Source organism: Pseudomonas marvdashtae, assembly GCF_014268655.2.
GTDB classification, from domain to species: domain Bacteria; phylum Pseudomonadota; class Gammaproteobacteria; order Pseudomonadales; family Pseudomonadaceae; genus Aquipseudomonas; species Aquipseudomonas marvdashtae.
Genome location: NZ_JABWQX020000001.1, coordinates 4,209,000 through 4,226,265, shown reverse-complemented (window position 1 = coordinate 4,226,265; position 17,266 = coordinate 4,209,000). Strand labels below are relative to the sequence as shown.

Sequence of the window (17,266 nt, the reverse complement as noted above, 5' to 3'; positions counted from 1 at the left end):
AGACGCCTGCCCATGCCCGATCGATTTTTCCTGTTGGCCTCTGATCGAGCGCTGCCCTGATGGATCAGGTGCGCCGCATCGAGGATGCACTCGACAGTTTCAAAGAGACCCTTCCCCTTTACCGCGAGCAGCTCGAGAGCTGGTACAGCCGCGCGGCGGACGGCGCCAGCCAGTTAGCCGACCTGCCTTCATTGATGGGCATGGAGCGGGTGATCCGTTTCGGTGACAGCACCACGGCGGTCAGCATCCAGGACACGGATTTTCTCTCCACCGTCGCCCAGTGCCCCAAGGGCGGCGTCTTGACGATCGAGAGCAAGCTCGAGTCGGTGTACGACATTCCGCTGGGCGGCATCGTTGTAGATGTGGTGGAGGTCGGCAGTGGAAAGATCACGCCGGTCACGCTGGATGCCCAAGGCGTGGGGACCTTCAAAGGCGAAGCGGGTCGCTACTATCAGGTACACGTCCAGGGCGAGGTATCTCCCAAGCAAATCGAAGAACTGTTTTCTTCCTACGATGGCCTGACCTCCGATCTGACGGACTGGCTGCGCGGCGAGTGGCAGGGTTTCAAGCCGCAGTGGGCGCAGCAATCCCTGGCAACGTCGGCGGCTGCGGTGGGCAATGGCCTGCTCGCCGGCGGTTGGGCAGCGATCGAAGGGGTGTGGGACAGCATCGGCCTGATCTCGGACATCCTCAAGGACCCCGTTCGGTTCGGCGCGGAGTTGGGCAGCGGTGCGGCCGATCTAGCCAAGCTTGCACAGTCGGCACCGCAGGTCATGGCAAAGCTGCAGCTGCTGGCCAGTGACGAAGCGGCGCTGTGCTTGCTGGTGCGCACCGCCAGTCTCTGGCTGGACATGCTGCCGCCCAGTGAACTCGCCGGCAGCACGGCCCAAGCGTTATCCACAATGCTCGTGCAGTTGGTGATCGACCTGCTGATCGGCGTGGTCCTGACGTTCGCCGCGGCGGGAGCCGGCATTGCTTATCTGTCGATGCGCCTGGTTCGGCACAGCGCTCGCCTGCTGGATGCCGCGAAGCGTTTCATTCGTGCCATCTTCGCGGTGGTGAACGGTTTCATGGCCTACGTGGACCGCTACAAAACCGTGGCGGCGCGAGGCATCACCGCCGCTGTGAAAAAGGGCCGGATGCAACTGCGCTGGGACGCGAAGCGCAATACCACGCTGAAACAAGACCAACACCACGACGACGCCCCCACCCAATCGAAAAACCCCAACGGCGACCCCGCCGACAGCGCCGACCAGACCCGCACCCACGGCTGCCCGGTGTCGATGGTCACCGGCGAAGAACTGCTGACCCTGGAAGACGGCACCCTCGACGGGCGCATGCCCTTCGTCTTCACCCGCCTTTATCGCACCAGCGCCGCCGACCTGGACGTCGGGCTCGGCCGTGGCTGGAGCCATGCCCTGGCCCATCGCCTGTTGATTGAAGGCGAGCAGGTCATCTGGATCGACCAGGAAAACCGCCGCACCACGTTTCCCCGACCGAGCCTGCAACGCCCGGCGATCCACAACAGCCTGGCCCGTGCGGCGATCTACCTGAGCAGCGAGCCGGACGAACTGATCGTCGCCCAACCCGGCGACGGTGCGCCTTTCCTACACTTTCGCGACGGACGTCTGATCGCCCTGAGTGATCGGTACGACAACCGCCTGACGATCCAGCGCAACATCTACGGCGACATCAGCCGCCTGGACAACGGCGCTCGGCGCTGCCTGCGCCTGCGCTACGAACATCGTCATCTGGTCGCCATCGACTACCAGGGTTTTCACCCGGAACTGCATCCGGACGAAGCCTGGCGCACCGAACAGACGCTGGTGACCTACCGCTACGACGCCCGTTTCCGGTTGATCGAAGCGACCAACGCCGCCGGCGAAAGCGAACGCTACGACTACGACGACCAGCACGTCATCCTCCAACGGCAACTGGCCGGCGGCGCGAGTTTTTATTGGGAATGGCAAGGCCTCGGTCCGGCAGCCCGCTGTGTGCGGCACTGGGCCTCGTTCGCGCAGATGGACAGCCGCTACAGCTGGGGCGAGGACGGCAGCGTCACGGTCCAGAACCTCGATGGCAGCCGGGAAGTGTACGTCCATGACGACCGGGCGCGACTGGTGCGCCAGGTCGATCCTGATGGCGGCGAACACCTCAAGGCCTATGACGAACAGGGTCGGCTGGTCGCCGAACAAGACCCGCTCGGCGCGGTGACCGAATACCGCTACGACGAAGTCGGACGGCTGGCGGCGCTGATTCCGCCCGAAGGCGAGCCCACGTCCTACGAGTACCGCAACGGTTTCCTGCACGCCCGGCAGCGCGGCAACGCCGTCTGGACCTACCGGCGCAATGAACAGGGCGATGTGATCGAGGCCATCGACCCGGATCGCCACAGCACCTGGTACTGCTACGACACCCAGGGCCAACTGATCTCCATCCGCTACCCCGATGGCAGCCAACACGCCTTCGTCCGTAATCGCCTGGGCCAGTTGACCGAAGAAATCCTGCCCGACGACAGCCAGCGGATCTTTTCCTACGACGCCCTCGGGCGTTTGCTGACCCGCCAGGACGAACACGGCGCCATCACCCATTACCAATGGGACGCCGTCGGCCGCTTGCTGCAAACCACCCTGCCCACCGGCGCGACCCGCGCCTGGAGCTACAACGCCTACGGCAAGGTCACCGCCGAACGCGACGAACTGGGGCGCATCACCCGCTACGAATACGCCGACGACCTGCACCTGATCAGCCGCCGCCTCAACCCCGACGGCAGCGGACTGAAATACCGCTACGACTCGGCGCGGCTGTTGCTGACGGAAATCGAGAACGAATCCGGTGAAAAATATCAGCTGGACTACACGCCCAACGGACTGATCCGACAGGAAACCGGCTTCGATGGCCAACGCACCGGCTACGCCTACGACCTTAACGGCCACCTGCTGGAAAAGACCGAATTCGGTGCTGACGGCAGCCAACGGGTCACCCAATACCAACGCGACAGCGCCGGCCGTTTGTTGCGCAAGACCTTGCCCGACGGCACGACCGTCGAATACCGCTACGACGCCCTAGGGCGTCTGGTCAGCGTCGACGACGGCCATTGGCCGCTGGCCTACGAATACGACGCGCAAGACCGCCTCGTCGCCGAACACCAGGGCTGGGCCACCCTGCGTTATCGATACGACAACACCGGCCGCTTGATCCATTGCCGCCTGCCCGATCGCAGCACCCTCGACTACCGCCACCTCCCGGGTGGCGCGCTGATCGCCATCGACCTCAACGGCACGTGCCTGACCGAGCACCGTTTCAAAGGCGGACGCGAAACCCAACGCCAGCAAGGCCTGCTGCTCAGCGACTACCGCTACGACGAACAAGGTCGCCTCAAGGCCCAGACCGTGTGGCAGACCCAGCAACAGCAATTGTTTTGGCGCGACTATTCCTACGACGCGGGCGGCAACCTCGCCGCGCTGTCCGACACACGAAACCGCCGCAGCTACCAATACGACAAGCAAGATCGCCTGCTGCGCATCGACTACGCCCACAACCAAGCCCCGGAACGCTTCGCCCACGACCCGGCCGGCAACCTGCTGATGCAGGATCGCCCCGGCCCGACCACCCTCAAGGGCAACCGCCTATTGATGGAGGGCGACCGCCATTACGACTACGACGCCTACGGCAACCTGATCCGCGAACGCCGCGGCACGGCCCAATGCCTGGTCACCGAATACCGCTACGACAGCCAACACCGCCTCATCGGCGTCACCGGCCCGGACGGCAGCGAAACGTCCTACCGCTACGACGCCTTCGGCCGACGCATCAGCAAGACCGTGGACGACCAGACCAGCGAATTTATCTGGCAAGGCGACCAGGTCATCGCCGAAAGCAGCGACCAGCACTACCAAAGCTACATCTACGAACCCGGCACCTTCCGCCCCCTCGCCCTGCTCGAAGGCGAAGGCCCAGAAAAAGCCACACCGTTCTACTACCACCTCGACCACCTCGGCACGCCGCAGGAACTGACCAGTCATCAAGGCGAAGTGGTTTGGGCAGCGCGCTACAGCGGCTACGGCAAACTCACCGAACTGCGCCACGGCGACGGCCCCCGACTGCATCAACCGTTGCGTTTCCAAGGGCAATACCACGACCGGGAAAGCGGCCTGCATTACAACCGGCACCGGTACTACAATCCAGAGACGGGGCGGTACCTGACGGCGGATCCGAGCAAGCTCAGGGGAGGGCTCAACGGGTATCGGTACACCCTGAACCCGACGGGGTGGGTGGATCCGTTGGGGTTGGAAACTTGCCCGGGCGATGGGTGTAAAAAGCCTGCCGTTGGAGAGCAGGATCCGGCGGCTAAGGTTGGGGTGGATGAGGGGGAGCCTGCGCTGCCGATGACGGCGGAGCAGCGGCGGGCGCGGATTGATGAGTTGGGGGAGGCGAATGCCTATCGGCGTTTGGATGAGATGGAGCGCTCGATCCCAGGCGCGCATTTCCTACAGAAACATGGAGCCCAAACTACAACGGAGGGTCAGTTGGAGCGCGTTACGACAGGGCGAAATCCTGGCACTGGGCAAATCGATGTATATCACAGCGGAAGTAATGCAGGGCTACCTGCTATTCCGTCTGCCGCAACTCGTTTCCTTAGTCATCGTGATCAGCTCAATGCTATTTATCGAGCTCAATTGATTTTCAGGCGAGCAGGAATTGCCGAATCTAAAGAACCAATTGAAATGGGGCGGGTAATTGGCGAGGGTTATAAAAGAGACGGTTTGGAGTATACCCAGCAAACTAAGGCGATTGTTATTCTTAATACAAATGGCCTACCTAAAACAGCTTATACAGGACCGAGCACATGAAAAAGCCGTATAATTTGCACTATATTTGGGGGTTGCTTTTTGTTTTTAGTATTGAGAATACTAATGATTTGGCGCGTGAGGAAATAATAACTTCAAAAAATGTAAATGATGACGAGGAATTGAGCCAGCTATTTGACTTGTTGATTCGTCCGGATTTTTTGTATCACTCTTCAGAAGAGCAGATTTTGCTGATTGATACTCTTGCTTATTTCTTAGGGTGCGATGACAGCTTTGATAGGGTTTTTTTAAACTTGGATACATACTTCGATCAGAAGGTTGAAGATCAGCGCAGATTTATGCGGGTTTTACTGGCTTCTTTAACGAAGTATAGAGCCGAGGCAAGCTGACTAAGTTAGGGTGGATTATTAAATCTAAAAACAGCCTATGCAATTAACCAGACACACCACGTTGTCCAAAAGAGGGGCCGCTACGCAGCCCAGCGGGAGCAAGCTCCCTCGCCACGGGGAATCAACGGGCGGCTAATCCACCTTCACACCGACAAACCCAGTTCCAAGACAGGCACCCGCCCAACCCCCCCATCAATCAAGTACAAACTCCCCCCCACAATCTCCTTCGCATGATGCTTGGCTTGCGAAGCCAGTTCCGCCAGCTGACTGGCATCCAACCCAGCACAGGCCTCGGCGCGCAAATGCACCACCCCAATCGACAGTGACAGCAACGCAAACTCCTGCCGCACCCCTTGCCGATTCAATGCGGTAAAACACCCAGCCTCCAGATGCTCGGGCCGGTAGAAGCGGCGGCAGTGGGTCTGGAAGTCGCTCAGCAGCAGGTTCAGGCGTTTGCGCCAGTCGTCAGGTCCGAGGACCAGCAGGAAGTCGTCGCCGCCGATGTGGCCAACGAAGTCGCGGCTGGGGTCGATGCGTTCGTTCAGGCATTGGGCCAGGCACAGCAGGACCTCGTCGCCGCGGCCATAGCCATAGATATCGTTAAAAGGTTTGAAGCTGTCGATGTCGACGTAGCAGATCACCGACTCCTGGCGTTGCTGCAACAGGCGCGTGAGGCATTGTTGGATTGGTACGTTGCCCGGCAGCAAGGTCAGCGGGTTGGCGTAGCGGGCCTGTTGGATTTTCAGTTCGGTGATGAGCTTGAGCACGTCGATGATCCGGCCCAATCCCATGTAGCTGCCGTTGAGGGTGATGATGAAGTCTTCTTCGATGCGCTGCCGGGCGCGGCTGGTGATGAGGCGGCTGACTTGTTGCAGCGACTGGCTCAATTCCACCGCGAGGAAATCGTCGCTCATCAGCCGACTGATCGGTTTACGCGCGAACAGGTCGGTGGCGAAGGGCTTGAGCAGGGCGTCCGAGAGCGAATGACGATGCACGATGCCGCAGGGTTGGCCCTGATCGTCCAGCACCGCCAGGGAGTTGAGGTTGGCCTGGCGCCGGAACGCTTCCAGTACGGTGGCCGTCGGCGTGCGGTGCGCCACGGCCGGTTGTTCGTTGAGCAGGGCGCCGAGGTCGTTCACTTCCTCGGTCAGTGGCGCCACGCCGCTGTCCTGTCGGGGCATCAGTGTCCTGGCGTCCTGGGAGGGATGTTCCTGGGGGCGGGCGAGCAGATACCCTTGGACCAGATCGACCCCCATCTCAATCAACACCGCCAATTCTTCTGGCAGTTCTATGCCCTCGGCAATTACCTGGGCCCGTGACGCCTGGGCGATTTTAAGGATGGAGCCGACGAACTCGCGCTTGAGCGCGTCCTGGTGGATGCCGTCGATGAAATGCCGGTCGATCTTCACATAATCCGGCCGCAGTTCAGACCAGAGACGCAGGCTTGAATACCCAGCGCCGAGGTCATCCAGGGCGATGGAAAAGCCCATGGCGCGGTAGTGGTGAAGGGCGGTCTGCAAGAGCTGGAAATCATCGATGGGAGTTTGTTCGGTCAATTCGATGACGACCTGGCTGGGCGGGATGCCGAAGTCTTGTAATAGCTGCAACGTGCGGCCGGTCTGGTGCGCCGATTCCAGCAGCGATTCGGGCGAAACGTTGAGGAACAGTTTGCCGGGCAGCTTTTGCTCGTTGAAGCGTTGGCAGGCGCTGCGTCGGCAGGCCAGCTCCAGCTCGCTCAGCCGTCCGGCCTGGCGGGCCACGGACAATAACGCGATGGGGGAATGCAACGGGCTGTTGGACGGGCCACGAGTCAAGGCTTCGTAGCCCAGGATACGTCGTTCGGAGAGGCAAATGATCGGTTGGAACAGGCTGTGCAATCCGCTTTGACTCAGGATTGAGTTCAAGGCACCCAGCTGTTCTGTCGTGGTCATGGCGATCTCTGGCGATAAAAAAAGGACTGGGCGCAACCCCTGCTGGGGTGCGCCCGGTCCTGTATTTCACGACAGACTGATGTCAGTTTGATGACACTCCGACGAGCATCACCATTAAATGGCCATCATCTCAATGCTTGGCGACCGCCGTATTGAGTTTCAGGTAGTCCAGCAGGATCCGCCCGGTTTCGCTCAGGTAGGCGTCGTCTTCCGGCTTGGTCTTCTCCGGTTCGGTGATCAAGTCTTCGTCTTCTTTCTTCAGCTCTTTGAGCGGCTCTTCGCCCTTGGCCTTGCGGCGTAGGTTCTCCATCGCCAATTGCTTGGCTTCGATATCGGCGTGCTGTGCGCGGCGGTCGGTTTCGTTGAGGGTGACGGTTTTCTCGGTCATCAGCTTTTGTGCCAAGGCCAGCTTGTCGCGAATGAATACAAACTCTGCGTCCTGGGCCGAACGGGCGTCATGCTCGGATTTGAGCTGGGCCAGGAACGGTTTGAACGGGTCCACGGCCGGCTTGATCGCAGGGCGGATGGTGTCCCACGGCATGGCTTCGGGCAGGGCGCTTTCACCGATTTCCTTGGTGTCGATGATCGACGGGTAATCGATGTCAGGCAGTACGCCCTGGTGCTGGGTGCTCTGGCCGGAGACGCGGTAGAACTTCGCCAGGGTCAGTTTCAGTTCGCCATGGTTCAGCGGCTGGATAGTCTGCACGGTGCCTTTGCCGAAGGTCTGGCCGCCGATGATCAGCGCCCGGTGATAGTCCTGCATGGCGCCGGCGAAAATCTCCGAGGCCGAGGCCGAGAGGCGATTGACCAGCAACGCCATCGGGCCCTTGTAGAACGCGCCAGGATTTTCATCTTCGAGGACATCGACCCGGCCATCGGCATTACGCACGAGCACGGTCGGGCCCTTGTCGATGAACAGGCTGGTCAGCTCGGTGGCTTCCTGCAGCGAGCCGCCGCCGTTGTTGCGCAAGTCGATGACCACGCCGTCGACCTTTTCCTTCTGCAATTCGGTCAGCAGTTTCTTCACGTCGCGCGTGGTGCTCTTGTAGTCCGGATCTCCGGCGCGGAAAGCCTTGAAGTCCAGGTAGAACGCGGGAATCTCGATGATGCCGAGCTTGTAGTCCTTGCCATCCTGTTTCAGTTTGAGGACTGACTTCTTCGCTGCCTGTTCTTCCAGCTTCACCGCTTCGCGGGTGATGGACACGACTTTGCTGGTCTGGTCGTTCGGCGCATTGCTGGCCGGAATGACTTCCAGGCGCACCACCGAGCCTTTCGGACCGCGGATCAGCTTGACCACTTCGTCCAGGCGCCAGCCGACCACATCGACCATTTCCTTGTTGCCCTGGGCGACGCCAATGATCTTGTCCGCCGGGCTGACTTGCTTGGTCTTGTCGGCAGGTCCCGCCGGCACCAGGCGCACGATCTTGACCTGGTCGTTGTCGCTCTGCAGCACCGCGCCGATGCCTTCAAGGGACAAGCTCATGTTGATATCGAAGTTCTCCGCGTTATCCGGCGACAGATAATTGGTGTGCGGGTCGTAGGACATGGCGAAGGTGTTGATGTAGGCCTGGAAGATATCTTCGGCACGGGTCTGGTCCAGGCGAGCCAATTGGTTCTTGTAGCGCTTGGTCAGGGTTTCCTGGATCTGCTTGGGATCCTTGCCGGCGATCTTCATGCGCAGCACCTCGTCTTTGACGCGCTTGCGCCACAGATCATCGAGTTCGGCTGTGCTTTTGAGCCAAGGGGCGTCCTTGCGGTCGACCAGCAAGGTTTCCTTGGCATTGAAATCGATCTTGTCGACGCCTTTGTTCAACTCGGCCAAGGCGTAGTCCAGACGCGCCTTCACGCGGTCCAGGTAGCGCTTGTAGATGGTGAACCCGGCGTTCAGGTCGCCGCTCTTGAGGAAGTCGTCGAACTGGGTTTTCCATTTGTCGAATTCGGCGATGTCGCTGGCCAGGAAATAACTGCGCGACGGATCAAGCAGCTTCAAATAGCTGTCGTAGATGATGACGGAGCGTGCGTCATCAAGTGGCGGCTTGCTGTAGTGATGCCGCTTGAGCAATTCAACCACGTTAAGGCTGGCAATCACCTCGTCGCGATCGGGCTGAAGCTTGTCCCAGCTGTTGGCCGCGAACACAGGGTTCGAAAGCGTTGAAGCGCCAAGGCCAATGAGGAGGGCAAGTGCAGTGCTGGGAAAAAAGTGCTTCATGCTGATTCGACGCAGGGACAATTGATCACGCATATTAGGCCGTCTTTGAAGTCGCCGGTTCCATGTGGCCCGGGCGCATAATGCAAGAAAGCCCGGCGTTGTTACAGCAGCGGGCCCAGTCGAGACTCACTATGGAGGCACCGTGAAAGCATTGCAAGGCGTTGAAGGCCAAGTGGTATGGGCAGATGAGCCGAGTCCGGCCTGTGATGCGGGGCAAGTTCGCATCCGCGTGGCGGCCGCTGGCCTGAATCGGGCGGATTTGTTGCAAAAGGCCGGGCATTATCCCCCGCCACCCGGCGCGAGCCAGGTGCTGGGGCTGGAATGTTCCGGGGTGATCAGCGAGGTCGGGCCAGGCTCTTCCTGGCAGGTCGGCGACCGGGTTTGCGCATTGCTCGCCGGCGGTGCAATGGCCGAGGAAGTGGTGGTCGATGGCCGCCATGTCCTGCCGGTGCCCGAAGGCTTGTCGATGGCCGAAGCCGCCGCACTGCCGGAGGTTTACAGCACCGCTTGGTTGAATCTGTTCCAGCTCGCCGGCCTCACGCCGGGCGAGAAAGTGCTGTTGCACGCCGGGGCCAGTGGTGTCGGTTCGGCCGCGATCCAGCTGTGCAAAGCCTTCGGCAACCCATGCTGGGTCAGCGTCGGTTCGGCGGATCGGCTGGCCTATTGCGAAGCGCTGGGCGCCCAGGGCGGCGTGGTGCGCACCGACGACATCAACAGCCTGAACGACTTCGGGCCGTTCGACGTGATCCTTGATCCAGTCGGCGCCAACTACGCCTCGCTCAACGTGAAACTTTTGTCAGTTGACGGGCGCTGGGTGCTGATCGGGCTCATGGGCGGGCGCACGACCGAATTCGACCTGGCCCAAGTGCTGGGCAAGCGCATCCAATTGCTCGGCTCGACCCTGCGCAGTCGCAACGACCAATTCAAGGCCGACCTGATCAGCGACCTGGGCCAGAACGTATGGCCATTGTTCGCCGACAAACGCCTGAGCCCGCAATTGGCCAAGACGTTTGCGATCAAGGATGCCGAAGCGGCGTTCGCGGAGCTGGCGACCAATCAGGTGTCTGGGAAATTGGTGCTGGTGATAGATGAGAGCCTGAGCTGATTTTTGCGTAGACCTGTGGGAGCGGTATAGATCGCCCTCGCCACAAGAGCCAGGGTGTTCTTCCCGCCTGTCTATTTCCAGGTATGAATCGGCCACCCAGCCGATTCGGCATGGGCCTTCAGTACCGGGTCCGGGTTCACGACGTGCGGGTAATCGACCTTGAGCAACAACGGCAGGTCATTGCGCGAATCGGAATAGAAGCTCGCGCCTTCCAGGTTCTCTTCCTCGGCATCCAGCCAGTCCAGCAGTCGGGCGATCTTGCCTTCGCGGTAGGTCAGGGTGCCTACGGTCTTTCCGCTGTACACCCCGTGGGCCACTTCAAGCTCGATGGCCAGGATCTCGTCGATGCCCAGGCGTTCGGCAATCGGCTTGACCAGGTGCGTGCCCGAGGCCGAGATCACCAGGATTCGGTCACCGGCCTTGCGGTGTTCAGCGATGGCCTTGGTGGCGTCGCTGAAGATGATCGGCTCGATGAAGTCTTCCACCCACGGCGCCACCAGATGCTCGATTTCTTCCGGCGTGCGGCCGATCATCGGTTCCAGGCTGAAGTCCATGTACTCTTCCATGCGCAGCTTGCCGTGGCTGTAGGCGTCCATAAGCTCGTTGTTGCGGCGCATGAACGACTCAGGGTCGACCCAGCCCAGGCGCCCCATCTGTTCGCTCCAGAGGGTGGCGCAGTCGCCGTGGATCAGGGTTTCGTCCAGATCAAATATTGCCAGGGCCATCAGCGCGTTTCCCTTTTCAGAATCATCTTCAAAATCAATAGAGCCGTCAGGCTACCTCACACAGCGCCGAGGGATCGATGGTAAGTGCCAGCCGTGCACCGTCGGGATGCAGGTCCGCCGCCGAGCGGTTGAGCACATCCACCACCAATTCCACGCCACGGGCCTCGACCCGGTAACGGATCACGTTGCCCAGCAGGCTGTGGCTGCGGATCAGTGCATCGGCCTGGCCGTTGCGACTCAGCTCGATGGCTTCCGGGCGAATCGCGATGCGGCTGTTCACCGGGCGTTGCAGCAGGCGGGTGGCGGTGTCGGCGTCGAGCAGGTTGTAGTTGCCGATGAAGCCGGCGGCAAAGGCATCGACGGGCGCAGTGTAAAGGGTTTCGGCATCGCCGCTTTGGACGATCTTTCCCTGGTTCATCAGGAATATCCGGTCAGACATGGTCAGGGCTTCCTCCTGATCGTGTGTGACGAAAATCGTCGTCAGGCCCAACTCGCGCTGGATCTGGCGGATCTGTTCGCGCAGATGCTTGCGAATCCGCGCATCCAGTGCCGACAGCGGCTCATCCAGCAGCAACAGCCGTGGCCGGGTGACCAGCGAGCGGGCCAGGGCCACGCGCTGGCATTGGCCGCCTGACAGTTGATGAGGGTAGCGCGCGGAAAAATCATGCAGCTCCACCAGGCGCAGAATCTCAAGCACGCGCTGGCGACTGTCGTCGGCGGCGACCTTTTGCATGCGCAGGCCGAAAGCGACGTTCTGCTCCACGGTCATGTTGGGGAACAAGGCGTAGCTCTGGAAGACCATGCCTATCCCGCGCTTCTGCGGACTCAGCGGCACGATGTCCTGGCCGTCCAGCAGGATCTGGCCCGCGTCCACTGCGGTCAGGCCGGCGATGCAGCGCAGCAGCGTGGATTTGCCGCAGCCCGAAGGGCCGAGGAGAGTAACGAACTCGCCCTTGTGGATTTCGCAATTGATGTCGCTGAACACCGGTGTGCCCGCGTAGCTTTTTTGCAGGTGTTGGACGCTGACGTAGCTCATTGGCTTTTGTCCTTGTTCAAGATGTTGGCCGCCCAGGTCAGGACCAGTACGAAGAAGAAGTAGGAAATCACCAGCGCACTGGTGAAGTGGCCGCTGCTGTTGCGCATGTTGTTCAGGTACACCTGCAGGGTTTCATAGCGGGTGCCGACGAGGATGTTGGCGAACACGAACTCGCCGAACAGGAACGAGAAGGACAGCAACAGCGCAACCATCAAGCCCTTGCGCAGGTTCGGCAGCACCACCAGCAACGCCGCCTGGAAAGTGCTGGCGCCGAGCAGTTGGGCGGCGTCCATCAAGTCCCGCAGGTTGATGGCTTGCAGGTTGTTGGTGATTGCCCGGTACATGAACGGCAGGGCAACGGTGAAGTAGCAGCCGATCAGGATCCACGGCGTGCCGACCATCGCCAGTGGCCCGGAGCCATAGAGCTGCAGCAACCCCACCGAGGACACCACCGGTGGCACCGCGAAGGGCAGCAGGATGAGGATGTTCATCAGCGCGTCGAGCTTGGGAAAGTGGTAATGCACCACGAACAGCAGCGGCAGGATCAGCACCACCGAGAGCACCAGCGCGCCGACGCAGACGATCAGCGATTGGCCGAACGCGTTGAGAAAGCGCGGATCGCTCCACAGCTGCACGTACCATTTGAAGGTGAAGCCGCTGGGCAACACGGTGGCCGACCAACTGCTGGCGATGGAGTAGACCAGCGTGCCGACCAAGGGCAGCAGCAGGATGGCGAACAGCAGGTACACCACCACCCGATGATAGAGCCCGACGGAGCTCGATTCAGCGCGAGACATGGTAGCTCCTCTTGAGCAGCAATTGATGGACGATGGTTACCAGGGTCATCAACGCCACCAACACTACGGCCAAGGCGCTGGCCATGTTCGGGTCGAGGGAAATATCGCCGGAAACCATGGCTGCGATGCGAATCGGCAGGACGTTGAAATTGCCAGTGGTCAGCGCATAGACCGTCGCGTAGGCGCCGAGGGCGTTGGCCAGCAGGATCACGAAAGTGCCCAGCAGCGCCGGGGTCAGGACCGGCAAGCCGATGTGCCGCCAGAATTGCCAGCCGTTGGCGCCGAGCAAGGCGGCGGATTCACGCCAGTCTTCGCGCAACGCATCAAAGGCTGGGTAGAGCAGCAGCACGCCGAGGGGAATCTGGAAGTACGTGTAGAGAATGATCAGCCCGGTTTTCGAGTACAGGTTGAAATCCTCGATGATCCCCGCCTGCTTGAGCATGATCGTGATGCTGCCGTTGAACCCCAGCAAAATGATGAAGGCGAAGGCCAGGGGCACGCCGGCGAAGTTGCTGGTCATGTTGGCGAACGCGTTGACGAAGTTGCGTAGCCGCGAATCGACACGGCGCAGGGAGTAGCTGCCGAGAACGGCGATGATGATGCCGAAGACGCTGGACCAGAAGCTGATCTCCAGGCTGTGCTGGATCGCCTGCCGGTAAAACTTTGAGCTGAAGATCTTGCTGAAATTGGCCAGGCCCCAGCCGAACTCTTCCGATTGCAGGCTGTTGACCAGCACCCAAAGCAGCGGGGCGATCTGGAACACGATGAAGAAAATCGCGAAGGGCACCAGGCACAACGCTGCCAGCCATTTGCCGCGCGTCATGGCGTTCACTTGAGCAACTCCTGGCAATAAGGTTTGTCGTGATTGACGCCGAGCAACTGGCAAATGGTGCCGCACAGCTCGGTCTGCCGGGGCGCTGCATCGGGGTCAAGGCTGAAGCCGTCGCCGAGCACGAACAAGGGCACCTCCCGTTCCTCAGCCAGCAGGCCGTTGTGGGAGCGATCGTTGTTCATGCCATGGTCCGAGGTCACCAACACCTGGTAATCGGCGTCGAGCCAGGCTTGCAGGTAGACCGCCAGGTTGATGTCGGCCGAGCGGGCACTGTTGCGGTATTGCGGGGTGTCGAGGCCGTGCTTGTGGCCGGCATCGTCGATGTTCATCGGGTGCACCAGCAAGAAGTTCGGCAGGTAGCGTTGGCGCAAGTGTTCGGCGTCGGCGAACAGATGGGAATCGGGGTAGTGGTCATTCCAGTAGAAATGCCCGTATTGAATCGGCAGGTCGGGGTTTTCCGTATGACGGTCCCGGCCGGCTATGAACGGTGACGCGTTGTAGAGCTCACTGACCCAATGATACGCAGCGGCTGCGGTGCTCAAGCCGGCGTCGGTGGCGTAATGAAAAATGCTTCGCTGATTGGACAGACGCGAGACATTGTTGTGCACGATCCCGCTGTCGATGGGCACGACGCCGGTGAGGATGCATTCGTAGAGTGGGCGGGACAGGGCGGGTAGTTCACATTCCAACTTGTAGAGCGCCGCGCGTCCTGCGCCAACATACGCCTGCAAATGTCCCATGGCATGCCGGGCGACTTCATAGTTGAGGCCGTCGAGCACTACCAGGATGACGTTGTGCTTCATGGATACCGCGACTCCGGGACAAGAACCAGGAAACTCGAACGACCAAGGGTCCAGGTGGAAGCGAGCAAGCCCGCTCCCACGAGAATTCCCAGCGGATATCCGAGGGGGGCTAGCGCCTCACTTCATCTCGACGATGACTTGTTCATTCCACGCCTGCGGCAGTGCCTTGGAAGTCTTCTCCCACGCGTCCGCATCCTTGATCGGGGTCACGCCTTTGTACTGCTCGTTCGGCAGCAGCTTGGCCTGGACCTCTTCCGGCAGTTTCAAGTGCTCGGCGCGGATGGGGCGGGCGTTGCCTTTGGCCAGGTTGATCTGCCCTGCGTCGCTGAAGATGTATTCGCGGGTCAGCTTGGCGGCGTTCGGGTGCTTGGCGTATTTGTTGATGATGGTGGTGTAGCCGGAGATGACCGAGCCGTCGGACGGAATCAGCACGACGTAGTCATCCGGGTTGGCCATCTTGGCTTTGTAGCTCAGGCCGTTGAAATCCCAGACCACACCGACTTCGACTTCACCTTTCTCCATCGTGGCGATGGTCGGGTTGGCCATGGAAAGGCGTCCCTGCTTGGCGATCTCGGCGAACATCAACAAAGCCGGTTGAACATTTTTCTCGTTGCCGCCGTTGGCCAGGGCCGCTGCCAGAACGCCGTTGGCGGCCTGGGCGGCGGTGCTCACGTCGCCAATCGAGACCTTGTATTTACCGGTTTTCAGATCGGCCCATTTGGTCGGTACATCGGAGCCGTGCAGCAATTTCTTATTGACGATAAAGGCGATGGTGCCGGTGTAGGCGAGTGCCCAGTTGCCGTCCTTGTCCTTGGCCCAGTCAGGGATCTGTTCCCAGGTGCTTGGCTTGTAGGGTTGCACCACGCCTTGCTTGACTGCGATCGGGCCGAAGGCCGCGCCGACGTCACCGATATCGGCGCTGGCGTTGTCTTTCTCGGCGGCGAACTTGGCGATTTCCTGGGCCGAGCTCATGTCGGTGTCGATGTGTTTCAAACCGTAGAGCTTGGCCAGGTCGTCCCAGGTGCCTTTCCAGTTCGCCCAGTCGTCGGGCATGCCGACGCTGTTGACGGCGCCTTCCGCTTTCGCAGCGGCTTCCAGTGTTTTCAGATCGGTATCAGCGGCCATGGCGGCGGTGCACATGGCAATGGTCGAGCCTAACAGTGATGCCAGGAAAAGCCGTTTCATCCGAAGCTCCTATGGGCGTTTTCAACGCTGCGATTGCGGTTGTGTTGGTCTAGGTCAGCAATACCTGAGCCAATGTAGGCGCGTCCCATGACATTTTGATGTCGATGGCAAGTTCGCCAGCAATCGTCAGGCTCATTGAGGGGCGCTGCGTCATAAGCGTAGACCATGAGTAAACAACTGATCTGCAAGGGCTTGGCCGCTTAATTGCAAGCCGATGTGTAGACCGTTCAGCGGTTGTGTCATCTATCAGTCATGCTTAACGCCTAGGCTTGCAGGCGTGAATTGCGGATCGACACGGTGACGATCCTGCCCCGAAACAGTGCTGGTCTAGTCCAGATAGGTAACGTTGATGCGCGTTGAGGCAACCAAAGCGGTGACAACCATCGGGCAGGTCCTGCAAGAGCAGATCGACCACGGCTTGCTGGCGCCCGGTTGCAAGTTGCCGGCCGAGCGCAAGCTCAGCGAATTGTTCGGCACCACCCGGATCACGGTTCGCGAGGCGCTGTTGCAGCTCGAAGCCCAGGGACAGATCTACCGGGAGGAGCGCCGCGGCTGGTTTGTCTCGCCGCCACGGCTGGCCTACAACTTGATGCAGCGCAGTCATTTCCACGCCATGGTCGCTGCCCAGGGGCGAGTGCCGTCCACCGAAGTGATCTCGGCGCGCCTGCAACCTGCCTCGGCGGCGGTGTGCGCCTGGCTCCAATTGCCGGCGCTGTCCAGCGTCATCCAGATCTGCCGTACCCGGCGAATAGATGAGCGCCTGGTGCTATACGTCGAGCATTACCTGAACCCGCTGTATTTTCCGGACATCCTGGAGTTCGACCTCAACCAGTCGATGACCGAGTTGTACGCGAGCCATTACGACCTGCACTACGGCCGGGTGAGGTTCGAGATCGTGCCGACGTCGCTACAGCCCGAAGCGGCGGCGGCGCTGAAAGTCTCGGTCGGTAGCCCTGGGTTGCGGATTGCGCGGGTCAATTATGACCAGCACCAGCGCTTGATCGATTGCGACCTGGAGTTCTGGCGGCACGATGCGATTCATGTCGGCGTCGACGTCCCGGCACAGCCAGTTTGAAGCGGGCTCAGGAAGACTCGTTGAGCTTGGCCATGATCCTGAAAAGCACGGTCAAGAGGATAAGCAACATGCCAATCCACATGGCGAACACCCCGACGTTCTTGTCGCGGAAATTGAAGCCGATGGCGAGCAGGATCATGCCGGCGATGATGGGCACCAGCATGGCGTTGAACGAAGACATGGAAATCATGGCGACAGCCTTGTCGGGAGGGATAAGGTCAGTCTAGTCGCGGTTTGGCGGGCAGATCATTAGCATCCGCACATTTCGAAGCGGACGCTCTTGTGGCGAGGGAGCTTGCTCCCGCTCCAGTGCGCAGCACTGGCCTATCTGCATTCAGTTGCAAATTTTGGGGCGGCTGCGCCACCCA

General features: G+C 60.5%; 13 protein-coding genes. 4 read left to right on the top strand and 9 right to left on the bottom strand.

The genetic code is table 11. From position 1 onward, the window contains the following. The first annotated feature begins 59 nt into the window (after positions 1 to 59). Together HU742_RS19115 and HU742_RS19110 are read left to right on the top strand one after the other, a co-directional pair. The gene (locus HU742_RS19115; protein WP_217828369.1) at positions 60 to 4,853 is read left to right on the top strand and encodes an RHS repeat-associated core domain-containing protein; all 4,794 of its coding nucleotides are present in this window, start codon (positions 60 to 62) and stop codon (positions 4,851 to 4,853) included. Beyond that, positions 4,850 to 5,200, top strand: coding sequence for a hypothetical protein (locus HU742_RS19110; RefSeq protein ID WP_186637387.1), 351 nt, complete (start codon positions 4,850 to 4,852; stop codon positions 5,198 to 5,200). Before HU742_RS19115 ends, HU742_RS19110 begins: the two co-directional genes overlap by 4 nt. 143 nt (positions 5,201 to 5,343) lie before the next feature. Here the strand turns inward: HU742_RS19110 and HU742_RS19105 are convergent, their stop codons facing one another. Both HU742_RS19105 and HU742_RS19100 read right to left on the bottom strand, forming a co-directional pair. Then, positions 5,344 to 7,131, bottom strand: a complete 1,788-nt coding sequence (locus HU742_RS19105; protein WP_186642970.1) for a bifunctional diguanylate cyclase/phosphodiesterase — start codon at positions 7,129 to 7,131, stop codon at positions 5,344 to 5,346. A 130-nt stretch (positions 7,132 to 7,261) separates the two neighbouring features. After that, a complete protein-coding gene (locus tag HU742_RS19100; protein WP_186637422.1) occupies positions 7,262 to 9,340 on the bottom strand; it encodes a carboxy terminal-processing peptidase in 2,079 nt (692 codons plus the stop codon). Between the two features lie 142 nt (positions 9,341 to 9,482). Between HU742_RS19100 and HU742_RS19095 the strand changes: the two genes are divergently transcribed. Beyond that, positions 9,483 to 10,445: a zinc-binding dehydrogenase gene (locus HU742_RS19095; protein ID WP_186642971.1), complete on the top strand. Its 963-nt coding sequence runs from the start codon at positions 9,483 to 9,485 to the stop codon at positions 10,443 to 10,445. Between the two features lie 71 nt (positions 10,446 to 10,516). On the opposite strand, the gene HU742_RS19090 is transcribed toward HU742_RS19095, so the two are convergent. The 6 genes from HU742_RS19090 to HU742_RS19065 all read right to left on the bottom strand — a co-directional run bounded on the left by HU742_RS19090 (position 10,517) and on the right by HU742_RS19065 (position 15,823). Continuing rightward, entirely contained in the window at positions 10,517 to 11,170 is a 654-nt protein-coding gene (locus tag HU742_RS19090) for an HAD family hydrolase (RefSeq protein ID WP_186642972.1), read from the bottom strand. 46 nt (positions 11,171 to 11,216) lie between these two features. Further along, positions 11,217 to 12,206, bottom strand: coding sequence for an ABC transporter ATP-binding protein (locus tag HU742_RS19085; protein WP_186642973.1), 990 nt, complete (start codon positions 12,204 to 12,206; stop codon positions 11,217 to 11,219). Further along, positions 12,203 to 13,003: an ABC transporter permease gene (locus tag HU742_RS19080; protein ID WP_186642974.1), complete on the bottom strand. Its 801-nt coding sequence runs from the start codon at positions 13,001 to 13,003 to the stop codon at positions 12,203 to 12,205. Before HU742_RS19080 ends, HU742_RS19085 begins: the two co-directional genes overlap by 4 nt. After that, positions 12,990 to 13,826 (bottom strand): ABC transporter permease, encoded by an 837-nt coding sequence (locus HU742_RS19075; RefSeq protein ID WP_186637420.1) that lies wholly within the window; start codon positions 13,824 to 13,826, stop codon positions 12,990 to 12,992. The genes HU742_RS19080 and HU742_RS19075 overlap by 14 nt, the downstream gene beginning before the upstream one ends. 5 nt (positions 13,827 to 13,831) lie before the next feature. After that, entirely contained in the window at positions 13,832 to 14,638 is an 807-nt protein-coding gene (locus HU742_RS19070) for an alkaline phosphatase family protein (RefSeq protein WP_186642975.1), read from the bottom strand. Positions 14,639 to 14,755: 117 nt separating this feature from the next. Next, the gene (locus HU742_RS19065; protein WP_186637366.1) at positions 14,756 to 15,823 is read right to left on the bottom strand and encodes an ABC transporter substrate-binding protein; all 1,068 of its coding nucleotides are present in this window, start codon (positions 15,821 to 15,823) and stop codon (positions 14,756 to 14,758) included. 349 nt (positions 15,824 to 16,172) lie between these two features. Between HU742_RS19065 and HU742_RS19060 the strand changes: the two genes are divergently transcribed. After that, positions 16,173 to 16,898, top strand: coding sequence for a UTRA domain-containing protein (locus tag HU742_RS19060; protein WP_186610345.1), 726 nt, complete (start codon positions 16,173 to 16,175; stop codon positions 16,896 to 16,898). A gap of 7 nt (positions 16,899 to 16,905) precedes the next feature. Here HU742_RS19060 and HU742_RS19055 read toward each other — a convergent pair whose 3' ends face one another. Further along, positions 16,906 to 17,088, bottom strand: a complete 183-nt coding sequence (locus tag HU742_RS19055; RefSeq protein ID WP_186610346.1) for a hypothetical protein — start codon at positions 17,086 to 17,088, stop codon at positions 16,906 to 16,908. Between the last annotated feature and the right edge of the window lie 178 nt (positions 17,089 to 17,266).